We start from the raw sequence: 14,755 nt of genomic DNA, 5'->3' as shown, positions 1-14,755 counted from the left end.
ACTGTCTCAAGGTGGTTCAAACCATACTCTTTTTCCCTCCGCAAGAAAGGAGCGGGCGAAACCGTGCGGCATTTTTGCGCGCAAGCCCGGATGTGCCTTTGAAGGCAACGGCAACGGTCCCGGATCGCATATGCTCGGCCAATGGCCACATTCCTGCGGGCCGGGCGTACCAACGTCGCAATTCGGGCGAAATTGGCAGGGAAAAGCGCCGTATTGGCTTTTTCGGGGCAGACCGGTTGCGGTCTCGTCCTTTACTTGGCTTTGGCGCGGCTTAAAGTGCCGTGATTCGCAATGGAGCCGTCATGAACTCTTGGCTTTCGAGAACCTTGGCGAAGGTCATCTTTCTCGCCGCCTTGTCCGCGATGGGCCTGTACGGCACGGCCAATGCCGCGCAACCGAGCGGCACCGTTCGCTCGACGCATGGCGCGTGGTCGATCATCTGCGACACGCCGGCCGGCGCCACCTCCGAGCAATGCGTGATGATGCAGAACGTCGTCGCCGAGGACCGTCCTGAGATGGGGCTCTCGGTGGTCGTGCTGCGCACCGCCGACAACAAGGCAGAGATCCTGCGCGTGCTGGCGCCGCTCGGCGTGCTTTTGCCCAACGGGCTCGGCCTCAATGTCGACGGCAAGGACATCGGCCGCGCCTATTTCGTGCGCTGCTTCCAGGATGGCTGCTATGCCGAAGTCATTCTCGAAAAGCCGCTGCTCGACACGCTGAAGACCGGCACGTCGGCCACCTTCATCGTCTTCCAGACCCCGGAAGAAGGCATCGGCATCCCCGTCGACCTCAAGGGTTTCGCCGACGGTTTCGCCGCCCTGCCCTGAGAGCTTGGCGCTTGCGAAGAATCCAACGTCAGGATGGATGTCAGCTTCCTTGGCGGCATCACCAGGGCCAACCTTGAGGAACAGTTCTCGAACTGGGATTCAATGGCCAGCGACATCAGGACTTCTTCTGCCAAAAGTAACTTCGACGGGCTGTCGGCGATCGCATTTGTCTTCACAATGCGACGGGGCGATTGTCTCGGCGCCCCTTCGCGCCTACATCGTGGCAAAGAAGCATTCCTCCTGTGAACGGACGCGCCATGAACAGCCTGATCGGCCAATTCGACATTTCAGACGATCGCATCAAGCAGATCGTCACTGAGACCATCAGTGGCGCCGACGACGGCGAACTGTTTCTCGAATACAGCGAAAGCGAAGCGCTGATGTTCGACAACGGCCGGCTGAAGACGGCCAACTTCAACACCGATCAGGGGTTTGGCCTGCGCGCCGTCGCCGGCGAAGCCAGCGGCTATGCCCATTCCAGCGACCTTTCCGAGGCCTCGCTGCTGCGCGCCGCCGACGCTGTTTCAACCGTCAAGGGCGGCTATTCCGGCACGCTGGCCGCAGCGCCGGCCCGCACCAACCGCCATCTCTATGGCGAGGAGAATCCGATCCCTTCGCCCTCCTTCGAGGTCAAGGCAAAGCTGCTGCAGGAAATCGACGCCTGGCTGCGCGCCGAGGATGCGCGCGTGCGCCAGGTTTCGGCCTCGCTGTCCTCATCCTGGCAGCATGTCGAGATCGTGCGCGCCGATGGCCAGGTGGTGCGCGATATCCGCCCGCAAGTCCGTGTCCACGTCTCTGTCGTCGTCGGCGACGGCGACCGCCAGGAGAGCGGCTCCTACGGCATGGGCGGACGCAAGGCCTTCGGCGACTTCCTTGTCGAGGACAGCTGGAAGCATGCCGCCAAGGAGGCGTTGAGGCAAGCGCTGGTCAATCTCGAGGCCATACCGGCGCCGGCCGGCACCTTCGACATCGTGCTGTCCAGCGGCTGGCCGGGCGTCATGCTGCACGAGGCCGTCGGCCATGGGCTGGAAGGTGACTTCAACCGCAAGAAGACCTCGGCCTTCGCCGGCCTGATGGGCCAGCAAGTCGCCGCGAAGGGAGTGACAGTCGTCGACGACGGCACCATGCCGGAGAGGCGCGGGTCGCTCACCGTCGACGATGAAGGGACCCCGACGGCGCGCAACGTGTTGATTGAGGACGGCAAACTGGTCGGCTACATGCAGGATCGCCAGAACGCCCGGCTGATGGGCATGAATGCGACCGGCAACGGCCGGCGTGAAGGCTATGCCCACCAGCCGATGCCGCGCATGACCAACACCTTCATGACGGCGGGCGACATGGAACCGGACGAAATTATCGCCTCGGTCAGGAACGGTATCTATGCCGTGTCCTTCGGCGGCGGCCAGGTCGACATCACCTCGGGCAAGTTCGTGTTCGGCTGCACCGAGGCCTACATGATCGAGAACGGCAAGGTGACGCAGCCGATCAAGGGCGCGATGCTGATCGGCAATGGGCCGGACGCCATGCACCGCGTGTCCATGATCGGCAACGACATGAAGCTCGATACCGGCATCGGCATGTGCGGCAAGGCCGGACAGGGCGTCCCGGTCGGCGTCGGCCAACCGCATCTCAGGATGAACCAGATGACGGTGGGTGGCACGCGGGTCTGAGCGCACCTGGTGCGGCCGACCATGCCAGACCCCAAAATCGTCATTCTGACAGGTGCCGTCATTTCGGCTGAATGGGGCGTCGCAACGTTGTTCGATCCTGTCGGGTTCTGGGCCAAAGACGGCGCTTTCCAGCTGAATCCCTGTCGGCACCTTGAAGCGAACACAATCCACGTTAGGAAATTATTAAGTCTCTAACTGCCTGGGCTGCCTTTGCGCACGAACGCAGCACCAGCTTCCTTGTTGCGGTGGTGTTTTGGCAATGCGGCATGTCCCCAGCGTCCTGACTTCGTCTTTCCTGCTTGGCTTGGTTTCGTTGATCGGTGCGACATCGCTGCAAGCCAGCCCGGCAGAGGCACAGTCGACATTGTTCAAATCGCGATCGACGCAATCTTCCATGCAAGGGCTGCGCTCTGCCACCGTCGGTGCAAGCACCAGCGTCCCCTACGGTTGGGTCGATTTCTGCCATCGCCGACCAAAAGAGTGCAAGGTGCCCACTCTGTCGGCCGCGAATGTCAAGCTGACCGCGCAGAACCTGCGTATCCTCAAGCGGATAAATCAGAAGGCGAACAGCTTCATCAAACCGGTCAGCAATTTCGACCACTGGGGCACGATGGTGGACCACTGGGACTACCCCGTGGACGGCAAGGGCGACTGCAAGATCTACGCCCTCTACAAGCGCAAGCTTCTTCTGGAGGCGGGATTCCCGCGGCAGGCGCTGCTGATGACCGTGGTGCGCGACCTGGACAATGAAGGCCACACCATCCTGACGGTGAAAACCGACAAGGGCGATCTTGTCCTCGACAATCTGGTCGACGAGATCAGACCTTGGAATGCGACGGGCTATTACTTCCTCAAACGCCAGTCCCAGCGGAACCCAAACACATGGGTGTCGATCAACCAACGGGGCGGCACGTCGAAAACCCTCACGAATGTTTCCAAGCTCGTAGACTGAGCGGCCTGCCAGACCAGAGCGCTTCAGCTTTTTGAAGGTTCGGTGCCCGGCGACCGGCGGGCAAACCCTGCCTCACTGCTGCCTACTGCTTGCATGGAGGCTCGCCCGGGTGTCCGCAGGCAGGCTTCTTGTTGCCTCGGGGTGGCTGCGGATTGGGCTGTTGCGGCGGACGCCGCTCCTGAACCTGGGGCTTGGGCTGAGCATGGAACTCCGGCTTCGGCGGCTTGGAGAACACCTTGACGTTCGGCTTCTCCTGCAGCTTGAGTTGGCGCTGCGGATTCTCGTTCGGCTTGTTGACCTTGAAATTCCGCTGGACGTTGACTTGCGGGCCGGCGGAGCCTCCGCCGCCGTTCTGGGGCTTGCGGAACTTCTTGTTCCCGTTTCCCGGAGCCTGATCACTCGGTCCGACAACGGCCTGGCCGGCGGACAGATCCTTGCGCGTCAGCTTCTTCGGCTTGCCGCCACCCTGGTCGGAGAAGACAGCTGGATTGTTCTTCTTGATCTTTTCCTGCACGTTCGGGCGCTGCCCGGCCGGTGCACCGTTGACGGTCGGCAGCTTGCTGAACTTGCCGTTCTTGCCCTGCCCATTGCCGGCTCCGTTCTGCTGGCTATTGCCCTGTCCGGTAACGGCAGCGCCGGCATTTCCCGTAGCCTGCTGGTTGCCGCCCGAGGTGCCTTGCTTGCCAAGCAGCTTCTTGGACTTATTGTTGGGCAAATTCTTGTTGTTGGGCAGATTCTGGCCGTTGAGCACCGGCGGTTTGCCGTTGACGAGTGGCAGCGTCTTGCCGTTCGCTCCCGGCAGGGTGTGATCAGTTGAGAGCGTCTTCGACGCCGGCTTTGAACCGGGGGGCTGCCGGCCTTGCGTCACACCCTGGCCGAGCTTGCCCGGAGCGGCAGGGTTCTGGTTAGAGAGCACGGCCTTCTTATGCAGCAGCGGCGGCAGCGCCACCTTGGTCGCGAGCGCTGCCGCGCCCAGTCCAACCGCGGCGCCGGTCAGCTTCTGGCCGGTGGTGAGGCCACCGCCGCCCTGCCCTGCCTGATTGTTCTCGTTATTGATCGTCGTGTTGTTGATGACGGTCGTGTTGTGGATGTTGTTGAAGATCACGTTATCGGGCGGCGGCGCAATGTTGTGCGGCGGGTTGACCCACACCGGCACCGGCACGAAAACCGGCACCGGCAGGACAAAGACATCGACTGCCGGCCGCGGCGGCGCCAACACGATGAAATCCGGCGGAGGCGGCGGCAGGAAGATCACCGCGACAGGCGGTGGTGGCTCGAAGTCGAAATCCGGATCGTCAAAATAGAGCGCGGGCCGGTCGACATAGATGATCTCTTCCGGTGGCGGCGGCGGCACGTCATAGTCATAGACGGTAAAGTCCTCCGGCGGCTCCAGCGCTGCATCGAAATGCTCCAGCCGGCGGCGGGCATCCCAGGCATGCGGGCCGTGCGGATAGCGATCGAGGTAGGACCAGTAGGCTTCCGGGGTGTCCCGGAGCCAGGTTTCGCGCCAAGTGATTGCTTCACGCCGCGCAGCGATGATGGCACGTACGCGCTTGGCCATTGGATCGTGCGGGTAGGCGCCGACGAAATCCTCGTAACCGCCGAGCGTGTCGCGGTCGAGGGCCGCGACATAGGCGTCGCGGGCGTCGAAGTCGCGGATCTCTCTGGTCCGGTTGGCTTGGGACTCAGCCTCCGAGACCCTGGGCGCGGGCGCGTCCGGAGCGCGGTCGAAGAAGACGAAGGGCGCCGTGATCTTTGAGGCGCTCCACGGAACTTCCGCGCCCTGGGTCACCTCGTTGACGCGCAGGCGCGTGCGATCGAAAACATCTTCAAGCGGCAGGCCGCCTTCGCGCATCATCTCGGCCAGCGCCTGGGCATAGGCGCCGTATGGACCCTTGCCTTCAGGCGCGACCGTACCCGGGGCGGCATTGAACGCAACAAGCATGTTCGGATCGGGATCGACCAGTGCGAGACCTCCGGCCAGCGGCTGGTTCGTCTGCGGGAATGCATCCGGCCGCGCCGCATCGAGCACGACGATATTGACCTTCGTCGGCAATCCAGCCAGCGACTTGGTGACATCGGAGAGCCGCATCCCCTGAAGCGGGACGTCGGTTGGATTGGCGATCTGGGCATCGACAGGCAAGAAGTAATTCTCGCCTTCGAACTGCACGCCATGGCCGGCGAGATAGATGAAGACGACCGCGTCAGGACCGGCAGCAGAAACCTTGCCAAGGAAATCGCGCAGCGCGCCGCGCAGCGATTCCTGGTCGACGTCGCGGGCACCGACCACATCGAACCCTGCCGCCTGCAAGGTCTGCGCGATCAGCCCTGCATCATTGGCGGGCGTCGCCAGCGCACCAGACGGATAGGCCGCATTACCGATGACGAAAGCGAGACGTTTTTCGCCCTGCGCGAGGGCACCCGTCGCCGAAGCGGCCACGACAATGGAGAGGAAGAGAAAGCCGAGGAATTTCTGGAGTGTCCGCATTTCTGGCCACCAAGTGAAGCAAACGGTGATGGAGCAGGATGGTTCCTTCCTCCAGTGATTTCCGAAATAGACGGGCGCAAAGAGGCGGCTTCGCGGCGCGATTTCGGCAAACCCGCCCGACACGGAAACCTCAAGAAAATGTGATCATTTACGGTTTGCGCCTGACCCGAGGGAAATGCGAACAGCGCTACCGCCTTCGTTTCGGCTTCTCCAGAAGCGCCACGGCCTCGACATGCGGCGACCACAGGAACTGATCGATCGGCGTCACGCTTTTCAACGTGTAGCCGCCGTCGAGCAGGATGCGCAGGTCGCGAGCCAGCGTCACCGGATTGCAGGATACGGCGGCAACGAACGGAACCTCCGAGCGCGCGATCTGCTTCGACTGGTCCTCGGCGCCGGCGCGTGGCGGGTCGAACACCAGGCCGTCAAAGCCATTCAATTCCTTGAAGGTCAGCGGTCGGCGGAACAGGTCGCGGCGTTCGCCCGTCACCCGCTTCAGGCCGGTCGCGAAGCGTGAGCCCCGGTCGAGCGCCGAAAGGGCGGCCGCATCGCCTTCGACCGCATGGACTTCCGACTTCGCTGCCAGCCGCAAGGCAAAGCTACCGCAACCGGCGAACAGATCGGCGACCTTCTTGGCGCGCTTCAGATGTCCGCCGACGATATCGGCCATGGTCTGTTCGGCTGCATCGGTCGCCTGCAGGAAGGCGCCCGGCGGCACGGCGACCGCGACATTGCCGAACATGACCACAGGCTTCCTTGGCTCGATGATGATCTCGTCGTCGATGGACAGCCTAGCAAATCCCTGACCCAAGACGAAGTTGGAGGCGACCCGACGCTGGTTCTCGCCCAGTTTGCCCGACTCGTAGACCGCGATATCGAGGCCTGACCCGGTCACGGTGACCGCCAGCCGGAACGATTTGGTGGTGGCGCATACCAGTTCGGCGAGCGCCTTCAGCCGATCAAACGCGCTGACGATCTCGGGCAGCGAGATCGGGCATTCCGATATCGAGATGATTTCCGGCGACAGATGGCGATTGAAGCCGAGCAGCATGCCTGTATCGGTGCGCCGCGCGGCGAGCACCACACGGCGGCGTGTGTGCGACGCGCAGGCGACCAGTTCGCCGACGTCGCAATCGATGCCCTTGCCCTTCAGGGCGTGCACCACCTTTTCGCGTTTCCATTGGCGATAGGCTGCGGCTTCGACATGCTGGAGCGCGCAACCCCCGCATTCGGTGAAATGGCGGCAGGCGGGATCAATGCGCAGCGGCGAAGCCTCCAGCACCGCCATCAGCATCGCGCGGTCTTTTTCGCGCGCGGCGGTGACGACCTCGCCGGGCAATGTGAAGGGAATGAACAGATCGCCGCTCTCGGTCTCGGCGATGCCGTCGCCCTGGGCGCCAAGTTTCCTGATGCTGAAACGCGCGCTCATCGATCCTTGATCCCACCGAGCAGGAATTCGCGATTGCCGTCGCCGCCTTCGATCGGCGACAAATGCAGGCCCAGCGAACGCCAGCCGGGAACGGCGTCCAACCAATCCTGCAGCAGGCCGGCGACACGGGCGGCATCGTAGGGATCCTTCAACAGGCCGCCCTTGCCGATCGCTTCGCGGCCCGCTTCGAATTGCGGCTTGACCAGAAACATGGCGCCGGCACCAGCCTTCGCAATGGCGAGCGCCGGCGGCAGCGCCAGTTTCAGCGAAATGAAGCTGACATCGGAAACGATGAAATCCGGGACCCGGCCGGCCAGATCGGCGGCCGTGAGATCGCGCGCGTTCAGGCCCTCGATGACAGTCACACGCGGATCGTCGCCGATATCGGCATGCATCTGGCCATGCCCGACATCGATGGCGGTAACATGGGCAGCGCCGCGCTCAAGCAGCACCTGGGTGAAGCCGCCGGTCGAGGCGCCGATGTCGAGCGCCTCGCGGCCGGCGGGATCGAGGCCGAAATGGTCGAGCCCACCGATCAGTTTCAGCGCCGCACGCGACACATAGCCTTGCGCTGGATCATCGATGGCGATCAGGCATTGCGGCGAAACGTTCTGGCCGGGCTTGCGGGCTATGACGCCGTCGACCATCACCGTGCCACGCTCGACCGCGTCGCGGGCGCGCGAACGGCTGGCAAACAGGCCGCGCTGGACGAGCAGGTCGTCGAGCCGCTGGCGGGGGCTGGCTGGCAAAGGCGAGTTCATCGGCCTTCATGGCGAAAGCCGGTCGCGAAGGCAAGGATATTGGGGCCGGACAAGGAACATCGTTCGAAAGCATGCGAACGCTTCAAGCCGCTGCGCCGCTTGCGAGCATCGCGTCGGCCCGGCACAATGCTAAGCAGGAGCGCCGTTGCTGTCCGAATGCGAGGAAGGACAAATGCTGACAGGAACCTGCCACTGCGGTGCAAACCACTGGACCCTGGAGGGCGATCCCGGGCCGGTCACCGCGTGCAGTTGTACGCTTTGCCGCCGCTATGGCGCGCTCTGGGCTTACGATTATGTCGACGAACGCATCCACGTCTCGGGGCCGATGAAGAGCTATACGCGCCCCGGAAAGGACACGCCTTCGCTTGAGATCCTGTTCTGTCCCACTTGCGCTTGCGTGCTCGCCTGGCGTGGCTTGGGCTCCAGCACCACTGGCCGCACTCGAATCGCCGTCAATGTAAGGCTTGCACCGCCGGAGGCCGTCGCCGATTTGCCGATCGACCATTTCGACGGTCTCGACACTTACGACGACCTGCCGCGCGATGGCCGCTGCGTGCGCGACATGTGGTTCTAAAGCGCGAGCGCCTTAAGTTTGAGCGTGCACTAAAAGATGGTTCGCGAAACCCGGCGATCGACGGCTGGAGACAAACCGTCATCCCGATTTCCCGAAGCTTGCTCACCCGGATGCTCGGTCGCAGCCGCAGGCGCCGGCACAGGGTCCGGCAGGACCACCAGCTGCGGCACCTGCTTGTAGGAAAAGCCGCCGCGGATGTCGCCCATCTTGCCGGCGATGATGCCCATGGCCGCCTTTTCAAGGCTGCGATCATAGCGCGTTTCGGCGGCGACCGGCGCGACGATGACCGCTGAAAGCGCTGCGCCGCACAGAAGCGTTCTCATTGTTTTTGTCTCCCTGCCTGATCACGATCTAGCAGGGCGCCGTTGAAAAACGGCCAAGAGACACGGTAAGCAAAGCGCCAAACGGCAGCGTTAACAATGCGTTAAGGAATCAAGTCGGCAAACTGATTCAAGCCCTTGAGATTTTGATTCAGGCGCGCTGGGCGCGGGCCGTATGGCCGAGGGCGACGAACACGGTGCGCACGATGCCGGCGGCATCCAGCCCGGCATCGGCATACATCTTTTCCGGCTTGGCGTGGTCGGTGAACGCGTCGGGCAGCACCAGCGGGCGGACCTTCAGGCCACTTTCCAGCAAGCCCTCATGGGCAAGGAACTGCAGCACATGGCTGGCGAAGCCGCCGACGGCGCCCTCTTCCACCGTTACCAGAACCTCGTGCGAGCGGGCCAGCCGGCGGATCAAATCCTCGTCGAGCGGCTTGGCGAAACGAGCATCGGCGACCGTGGTGGAGAGCCCGGCCGCGCCAAGCTCCTCGGCGGCGATCAGGCAATCCTGCAGCCGCGTGCCGAAGGACAGCAGCGCGACCTTGGTGCCTTCCCTGACGATGCGGCCCTTGCCGATTTCGAGCACCGCGCCGCGCTCCGGCATGTCGACGCCGACGCCATTGCCACGCGGATAGCGGAAGGCGATCGGGCCGTCATCATAGCTTGCCGCGGTGCGCACCATGTGGCGCAGTTCCGCCTCGTCCGCCGCCGCCATCACGACGAACCCAGGCAAGGTAGCCAGAAAAGTGGTGTCGAAGGCGCCGCAATGGGTGGCGCCGTCGGCGCCGACGAAGCCGGCGCGGTCGATGGGAAAGCGCACCGGCAGTTTCTGGATCGCGACGTCGTGGACGACCTGGTCGTAGGCGCGCTGCAGGAAGGTCGAATAGATCGCGGCGAACGGCTTGTAACCTTCGGTGGCGAGGCCGGCGGCGAAGGTCACCGCGTGCTGTTCGGCGATGCCGACATCGAAGGTCCGCGACGGAAATGCTTCACCGAACAGGTCAAGGCCGGTGCCGCTCGGCATGGCGGCGGTGACGGCGACGATGCGGTCGTCCTCGCGGCCTTCCCTAACCAGGCTTTCGGCGAACACCTTGGTGTAGGCCGGCGCGTTGGCCGGTGCCTTCGCCTGCGCACCGGTAATGACATCGAACTTGTTGACGCCGTGATACTTGTCGGCGGCGGCTTCTGCGGGCGCGTAGCCCTTGCCCTTCTGGGTGACGACATGGATGAGCACCGGGCCTTCGCCATTGTCGCGGACGTTCTTCAGGACCGGGATCAGATGCTCGAGATTGTGACCGTCGATCGGGCCGATGTGATAGAAGCCCAGTTCCTCGAACAGCGTGCCGCCGGTGACGTAGCCGCGTGCATGCTCGACCGCCCGGGTGATCGCACGGTCGGCGCGCTTGCCGAGATAAGAGGTCAGCTTCTTGCCGAAGTCGCGTAGGCCGACATAGGTTTTGCCCGAGGCCAGACGCGCCAGATAGGCGCTCATCGCACCAGTCGGCGGCGCAATCGACATGTCGTTGTCGTTGAGGATGACGATGAGCCGGGCATCGAGCGCGCCGGCATTGTTCATCGCCTCGTAGGCCATGCCGGCCGACATGGCGCCGTCACCGATAACGGCGATGACGTTGTTGCGGCCGCCGGAGAGATCGCGAGCGGCGGCCATGCCAAGGCCGGCCGATATCGATGTCGAGGAGTGGGCGGCGCCGAAGGGGTCGTACTCGCTCTCGGCGCGGCGGGTGAAGCCGGACAAGCCCCCCTCCTGGCGCAAGGTGCGGATACGATCGCGGCGGCCGGTGAGGATCTTGTGCGGATAGGCCTGATGGCCGACATCCCAGATCAGCCGGTCATCCGGGGTGTTGAAGACATAGTGCAGCGCCACCGTCAGCTCGACCACGCCGAGGCCGGCGCCAAGATGGCCGCCAGTGTGGGACACCGCATCGATCAGTTCGGCACGAAGCTCGGATGCCAGTTGCGGCAATTCGCTCTCGGCAAGCGTGCGCAGGTCGGCCGGGATGCGGACCTTGTCGAGAAGCGGCGTATGCGGCGTTGAGTTCACGGGTAGGCCTGCTCAGGCTTTCTGTTCATGGGCGGGATAGGCCGGCCGCCGGCGAAAGTAAATGCGTGTCAGTGACGCGGATCAGGCTTTAGGTCCCAAAACCCGGCCACTTTTGGGCGACATGCATCAGCTTTCCGGCAGCGGGATGAATTCTTCCTCATCGCCGGGAACGATATCGAAGCGGCCGGTCTTCCATTCTTCCTTGGCCTGCTCGATGCGCTCCTTGGAGGACGAGACGAAATTCCACCAGATGTAACGCTTCGAGCCGAGCGAGGCGCCGCCGAACAGCATGAAATGGGCGCCGCCTTCCGACGACACAACGATCTCGTCGCCGGGCCGAAACACCAGCAGCCGCTCGGCTGGAAAAACATCGCCTGAAATCGAAACGTCGCCTTCGAGCGTGTAGATGGCGCGCTCCTCGGCATCCGCCGGGATTTTAACGCTGGCGCCTGGCGCCAGCCTAAGGTCGGCATAAAGCGTCTCGGAATTAGCCCTCACCGGGGACAGCAGTCCCTGGAAGTCGCCGATGACGACCCGCCCGCTGACGCCTTCGGCATCGATCTCGGGGAGCCGCAAAGCAGCGGTGTTCTCGAAAACCGGAGCCACTTCCTCCTTGCCGTCCGGCAGTGCCAGCCATGTCTGCAGGCCGGAGACCGACATCGGCGCACCACGCAATTCCTCCGGCGTGCGCTCGGAATGGACGATGCCGCGGCCGGCCGTCATCAAATTCACGTCGCCGGGCTGGATGACCATTTCGGTGCCGAGTGAATCGCGATGCCTGATCTTGCCGTCGAACAGATAGGTTACCGTCGACAGCCCGATATGCGGATGAGGACGGACATCGAGCGCCTGGCCCGCGCGCAGGATCGCCGGGCCCATGCGGTCGAAGAAGATGAAAGGCCCGACGAGCCGTCTTTTGGCGGTCGGCAGAGCGCGGCGTACCTGGAAACCGCCAATGTCCTTGGCGTTCGGGATGACCATCAGTTCGATCTGGTCGCTGGCAAAGGCGTCGCCGACTTCAGGGTCTTTCCCGGGGAAGAAGCTCATGGACTCTCCTTGTCAGCGGCCGTCGCCGGTTGTTGGATCAGGCAAAACGGATCGCCGATTTTGCCCGTGCCTTGGCGGCCACCTCTTCGCGATTGCGAGGATGCTGATGGGTTTCGAGGGAATCGAGAAGCTCACGCGCCGATGCCGCGATGGCTTCGACCGCATGATCGAAGGCGTGCTGGTTCTGCTTCGAAGGTCGCGTCGTTCCGCTCAATTTGCGCACAAACTGAAGTGCGGCGTCGCGCACCTCGTCATTGGTTGCCGGCGGATCAAAATTGAACAGGGTCTTGATGTTTCTGCACATCGTTTGCGAACCTCCTCTTGTCCTGAAGCCGTTTCAATCGGGACGGCTGCTATCCTCGACCATGATCATGTCCAAAAGCCGGTGAGGCAAGACCATCGTTCGGGAGCATGACTCAGTCGGCGTCGAGCGGCTCGGTTCCAACCGGCTTGCCGTCGCGCGACAGCCTGATCTTCTCGACCTTGTCCTCGGCGGCCTTCAGCAGCCGGTCGCAATGCGCCTTTAGCGCCTCGCCGCGCTCATAGATCCTGATCGACTGGTCGAGCGGCACGTCGCCACGTTCCAAATCATCGACGATCTTTTCCAATGCGTCGAGTGCCTGCTCAAAGCTCATCGCCTTGACGTCTTCGTTGGTCTCTCCAGCCATCATTCACCCTTTCATCAGTCGCCCGACATGGGCGGCGACCGAAAATGCCAGTCCCTGCAGATCGTAGCCACCCTCGAGCAGGCTGACGAGCCGGTTGCCGCTGTGGCGCGTGGCGCGCTGCATAAGCTGGCCGGTCGCCCAGTCGAAATCATCCTCGGTCAGGTTGATCTCTGCCAGCGGATCGCGATGGTGCGCGTCGAAACCGGCCGAAATGATAATCAGGTCGGGCGCGAAATTGTCGAGCGCCGGCAGGACACGCGACAGCAGGGCATCTCGGAAAACCTCGCTGCCGGTCTGCGGCGCCAGCGGCGCGTTGACGATGTTGCCGGCGCCGGTTTCGCTCTTCGCCCCGGTGCCGGGATAAAGCGGCATCTGGTGCGTCGAGCAATAAAGCACCGACGGATCGTCCCAGAAAATATCCTGCGTGCCGTTGCCGTGATGCACGTCCCAATCGACGACGGCAACGCGCTCGACGCCATGTTTCTTCTGCGCGTAGCGCGCCGCAATCGCCGCCGTGTTGAAGAGGCAGAAGCCCATGGCCGTGGTTTTTTCGGCGTGGTGGCCAGGCGGCCGGGCTGCGACGAAGACGTTGTCAGCGCGGCCGGCAAAGACATCGTCGACGGCGGCGTTGGCGGCGCCGATCGCGGTGATCGCCGCTTGCCAGCTCTTCGGACTGACTGTCGTGTCGGCGTCGATGCGGGCGATGCCCTCGTCGGGAATGGCGGCGCGGACGCGGGCGACGAAATCGGCGGGGTGCGCGTAGAGAATGGTGGCCTCGTCGCCTTCGGGCGCCTTGATGCGATCGAGCCCGACAAACGCCTCATCGTCGAGCACCCGCTCGATGGCGCGCAAGCGGTCCGGCCGCTCGGGGTGACCGGGCGGCGTGATGTGCTCAAGGAAGATCGGATGGGTGTAGAGACGAGTGGCCATCCTCCCTATCTAGTGCCCCGACGTCGCGATGGCCATGCGTCGTGGCCTGATGGCTGGGGAAAATCACACATGCGTCCATTGGTGTCGCTGCAGGCATTGGCGTCGTCAGCGCTTCGGCGTAAGGTCACTGCCACTGCCTGGTGCCCGCCGCAAGCGGGAGAATCGGGAACACGGTTGAACTCCGTGGCGTGCCCAACGCTGTAAGGGGGACCGCGCCGGTAAATGCCACTGTCGATGACGGGAAGGCACCGGACGCGGGTTGATCCCGAGCCAGAAGACCGGCCTGGCAGGCATCGTCATCCGCATGGTCAGGCGGACGGCATCTACAGCAATCGCAAGGGGACACGCGATGCCGGAACACATGACCGCCTCTGTTGGCGACGGATTTGACCAGAGTGCGCGCGACGCTGTCTATCGCGCCATGTTTACAAGGCGCGACGTGCGCAGCCATTTCCTGCCAACCGCGCTCGACGATGAGGTGCTGGCGCGGCTGCTGCTTGCCGCTCACCACGCCCCCTCGGTCGGCTTCATGCAGCCTTGGAATTTCATCGTCATTCGCGATGCGGAGCGACGGGAAAAGGTGCGTGACCTGTTCCTGGCGGCGCGAGAGCAGGAACTGCCGGCCATCGCGGAAGAACGACAGGCGCTTTACCGCAAGCTCAAACTGGAAGGCATCTGCGAAAGCGCGCTCAACATCTGCATTACCTGCGACCGGCAGCGCTCGAAGGGTTCGCCGCTGGGGCGCTGGCACAATCCGGAGATGGACCTCTACAGCACGGTTTGCGCGGTGCAGAATTTCTGGCTGGCGGCGCGCGCCGAGGGCGTGGGTGTCGGCTGGGTCAGCATCATCGAGGCGCAAGCGCTGAAACAGCTTCTGTCAATTCCCGAGCATGTGACGCCGGTCGCCTATCTCTGCGTCGGCCATGTTTCCGAGTTCGCGCCAAAGCCGGACCTCGAGGCGCATGGCTGGGGCCGCCGCTTGCCACTGCCGGAACTGATCATGAGCGAGACCTTTTGCGGGCAA

Annotated in this window: 14 protein-coding genes, 1 pseudogene and 1 riboswitch; of the genes and pseudogenes, 6 read left to right on the top strand and 9 right to left on the bottom strand. The window is 63.4% G+C overall.

What is annotated here, in order from left to right; all coding sequences use genetic code 11:
• Positions 1 to 302: 302 nt before the first annotated feature.
• From AC0ZT5_RS02145 to AC0ZT5_RS02130, 4 genes are all read left to right on the top strand, one after another.
• Positions 303 to 827: an invasion associated locus B family protein gene (locus tag AC0ZT5_RS02145; protein WP_378923183.1), complete on the top strand. Its 525-nt coding sequence runs from the start codon at positions 303 to 305 to the stop codon at positions 825 to 827.
• A gap of 33 nt (positions 828 to 860) precedes the next feature.
• Positions 861 to 1,073, top strand: a complete 213-nt coding sequence (locus AC0ZT5_RS02140; RefSeq protein ID WP_488495072.1) for a hypothetical protein — start codon at positions 861 to 863, stop codon at positions 1,071 to 1,073.
• Positions 1,074 to 1,084: 11 nt separating this feature from the next.
• The gene (gene tldD / locus AC0ZT5_RS02135; RefSeq protein ID WP_488495071.1) at positions 1,085 to 2,497 is read left to right on the top strand and encodes a metalloprotease TldD; all 1,413 of its coding nucleotides are present in this window, start codon (positions 1,085 to 1,087) and stop codon (positions 2,495 to 2,497) included.
• 259 nt (positions 2,498 to 2,756) lie between these two features.
• Positions 2,757 to 3,449 (top strand): transglutaminase-like cysteine peptidase, encoded by a 693-nt coding sequence (locus AC0ZT5_RS02130; RefSeq protein ID WP_488495070.1) that lies wholly within the window; start codon positions 2,757 to 2,759, stop codon positions 3,447 to 3,449.
• An 82-nt stretch (positions 3,450 to 3,531) separates the two neighbouring features.
• On the opposite strand, the gene AC0ZT5_RS02125 is transcribed toward AC0ZT5_RS02130, so the two are convergent.
• The 3 genes from AC0ZT5_RS02125 to AC0ZT5_RS02115 all read right to left on the bottom strand — a co-directional run bounded on the left by AC0ZT5_RS02125 (position 3,532) and on the right by AC0ZT5_RS02115 (position 8,127).
• Positions 3,532 to 5,937, bottom strand: coding sequence for a caspase family protein (locus tag AC0ZT5_RS02125; RefSeq protein WP_488495069.1), 2,406 nt, complete (start codon positions 5,935 to 5,937; stop codon positions 3,532 to 3,534).
• 187 nt (positions 5,938 to 6,124) lie between these two features.
• Complete coding sequence (locus tag AC0ZT5_RS02120) at positions 6,125 to 7,366, bottom strand: class I SAM-dependent RNA methyltransferase (protein ID WP_488495068.1); 1,242 nt, start codon at positions 7,364 to 7,366, stop codon at positions 6,125 to 6,127.
• Positions 7,363 to 8,127 (bottom strand): TlyA family RNA methyltransferase, encoded by a 765-nt coding sequence (locus AC0ZT5_RS02115; protein WP_488495067.1) that lies wholly within the window; start codon positions 8,125 to 8,127, stop codon positions 7,363 to 7,365. Before AC0ZT5_RS02115 ends, AC0ZT5_RS02120 begins: the two co-directional genes overlap by 4 nt.
• Before the next feature lie 172 nt (positions 8,128 to 8,299).
• Here AC0ZT5_RS02115 and AC0ZT5_RS02110 point away from each other — a divergent pair, with 172 nt between their 5' ends.
• Positions 8,300 to 8,701 (top strand): GFA family protein, encoded by a 402-nt coding sequence (locus tag AC0ZT5_RS02110; protein ID WP_488495066.1) that lies wholly within the window; start codon positions 8,300 to 8,302, stop codon positions 8,699 to 8,701.
• A 29-nt stretch (positions 8,702 to 8,730) separates the two neighbouring features.
• On the opposite strand, the gene AC0ZT5_RS02105 is transcribed toward AC0ZT5_RS02110, so the two are convergent.
• The 6 genes from AC0ZT5_RS02105 to AC0ZT5_RS02080 form a co-directional block, all read right to left on the bottom strand.
• Positions 8,731 to 9,024 (bottom strand): hypothetical protein, encoded by a 294-nt coding sequence (locus tag AC0ZT5_RS02105; protein ID WP_477283674.1) that lies wholly within the window; start codon positions 9,022 to 9,024, stop codon positions 8,731 to 8,733.
• Positions 9,025 to 9,172: 148 nt separating this feature from the next.
• Positions 9,173 to 11,086 (bottom strand): 1-deoxy-D-xylulose-5-phosphate synthase, encoded by a 1,914-nt coding sequence (gene dxs, locus AC0ZT5_RS02100; protein WP_488495065.1) that lies wholly within the window; start codon positions 11,084 to 11,086, stop codon positions 9,173 to 9,175.
• 126 nt (positions 11,087 to 11,212) lie between these two features.
• Positions 11,213 to 12,133, bottom strand: coding sequence for a pirin family protein (locus AC0ZT5_RS02095; protein ID WP_488495064.1), 921 nt, complete (start codon positions 12,131 to 12,133; stop codon positions 11,213 to 11,215).
• Positions 12,134 to 12,170: 37 nt separating this feature from the next.
• Complete coding sequence (locus AC0ZT5_RS02090; RefSeq protein WP_095091923.1) at positions 12,171 to 12,437, bottom strand: DUF2277 domain-containing protein; 267 nt, start codon at positions 12,435 to 12,437, stop codon at positions 12,171 to 12,173.
• A gap of 112 nt (positions 12,438 to 12,549) precedes the next feature.
• A complete protein-coding gene (locus AC0ZT5_RS02085; protein ID WP_013532792.1) occupies positions 12,550 to 12,801 on the bottom strand; it encodes an exodeoxyribonuclease VII small subunit in 252 nt (83 codons plus the stop codon).
• A gap of 3 nt (positions 12,802 to 12,804) precedes the next feature.
• The gene (locus tag AC0ZT5_RS02080) at positions 12,805 to 13,731 is read right to left on the bottom strand and encodes a histone deacetylase family protein (RefSeq protein ID WP_488495063.1); all 927 of its coding nucleotides are present in this window, start codon (positions 13,729 to 13,731) and stop codon (positions 12,805 to 12,807) included.
• Positions 13,732 to 13,852: 121 nt separating this feature from the next.
• Positions 13,853 to 14,032: riboswitch (cobalamin riboswitch) on the top strand.
• 3 nt (positions 14,033 to 14,035) lie between these two features.
• Between AC0ZT5_RS02080 and bluB the strand changes: the two are divergent.
• A pseudogene (bluB, locus tag AC0ZT5_RS02075) lies at positions 14,036 to 14,710 on the top strand (5,6-dimethylbenzimidazole synthase); the annotation flags it as partial.
• Between the last annotated feature and the right edge of the window lie 45 nt (positions 14,711 to 14,755).

Source organism: Mesorhizobium sp. CNPSo 4670, assembly GCF_057784235.1.
Note: the sequence above shows the minus strand (reverse complement) of the source record. Positions and strands in the feature narration are given on the sequence as shown.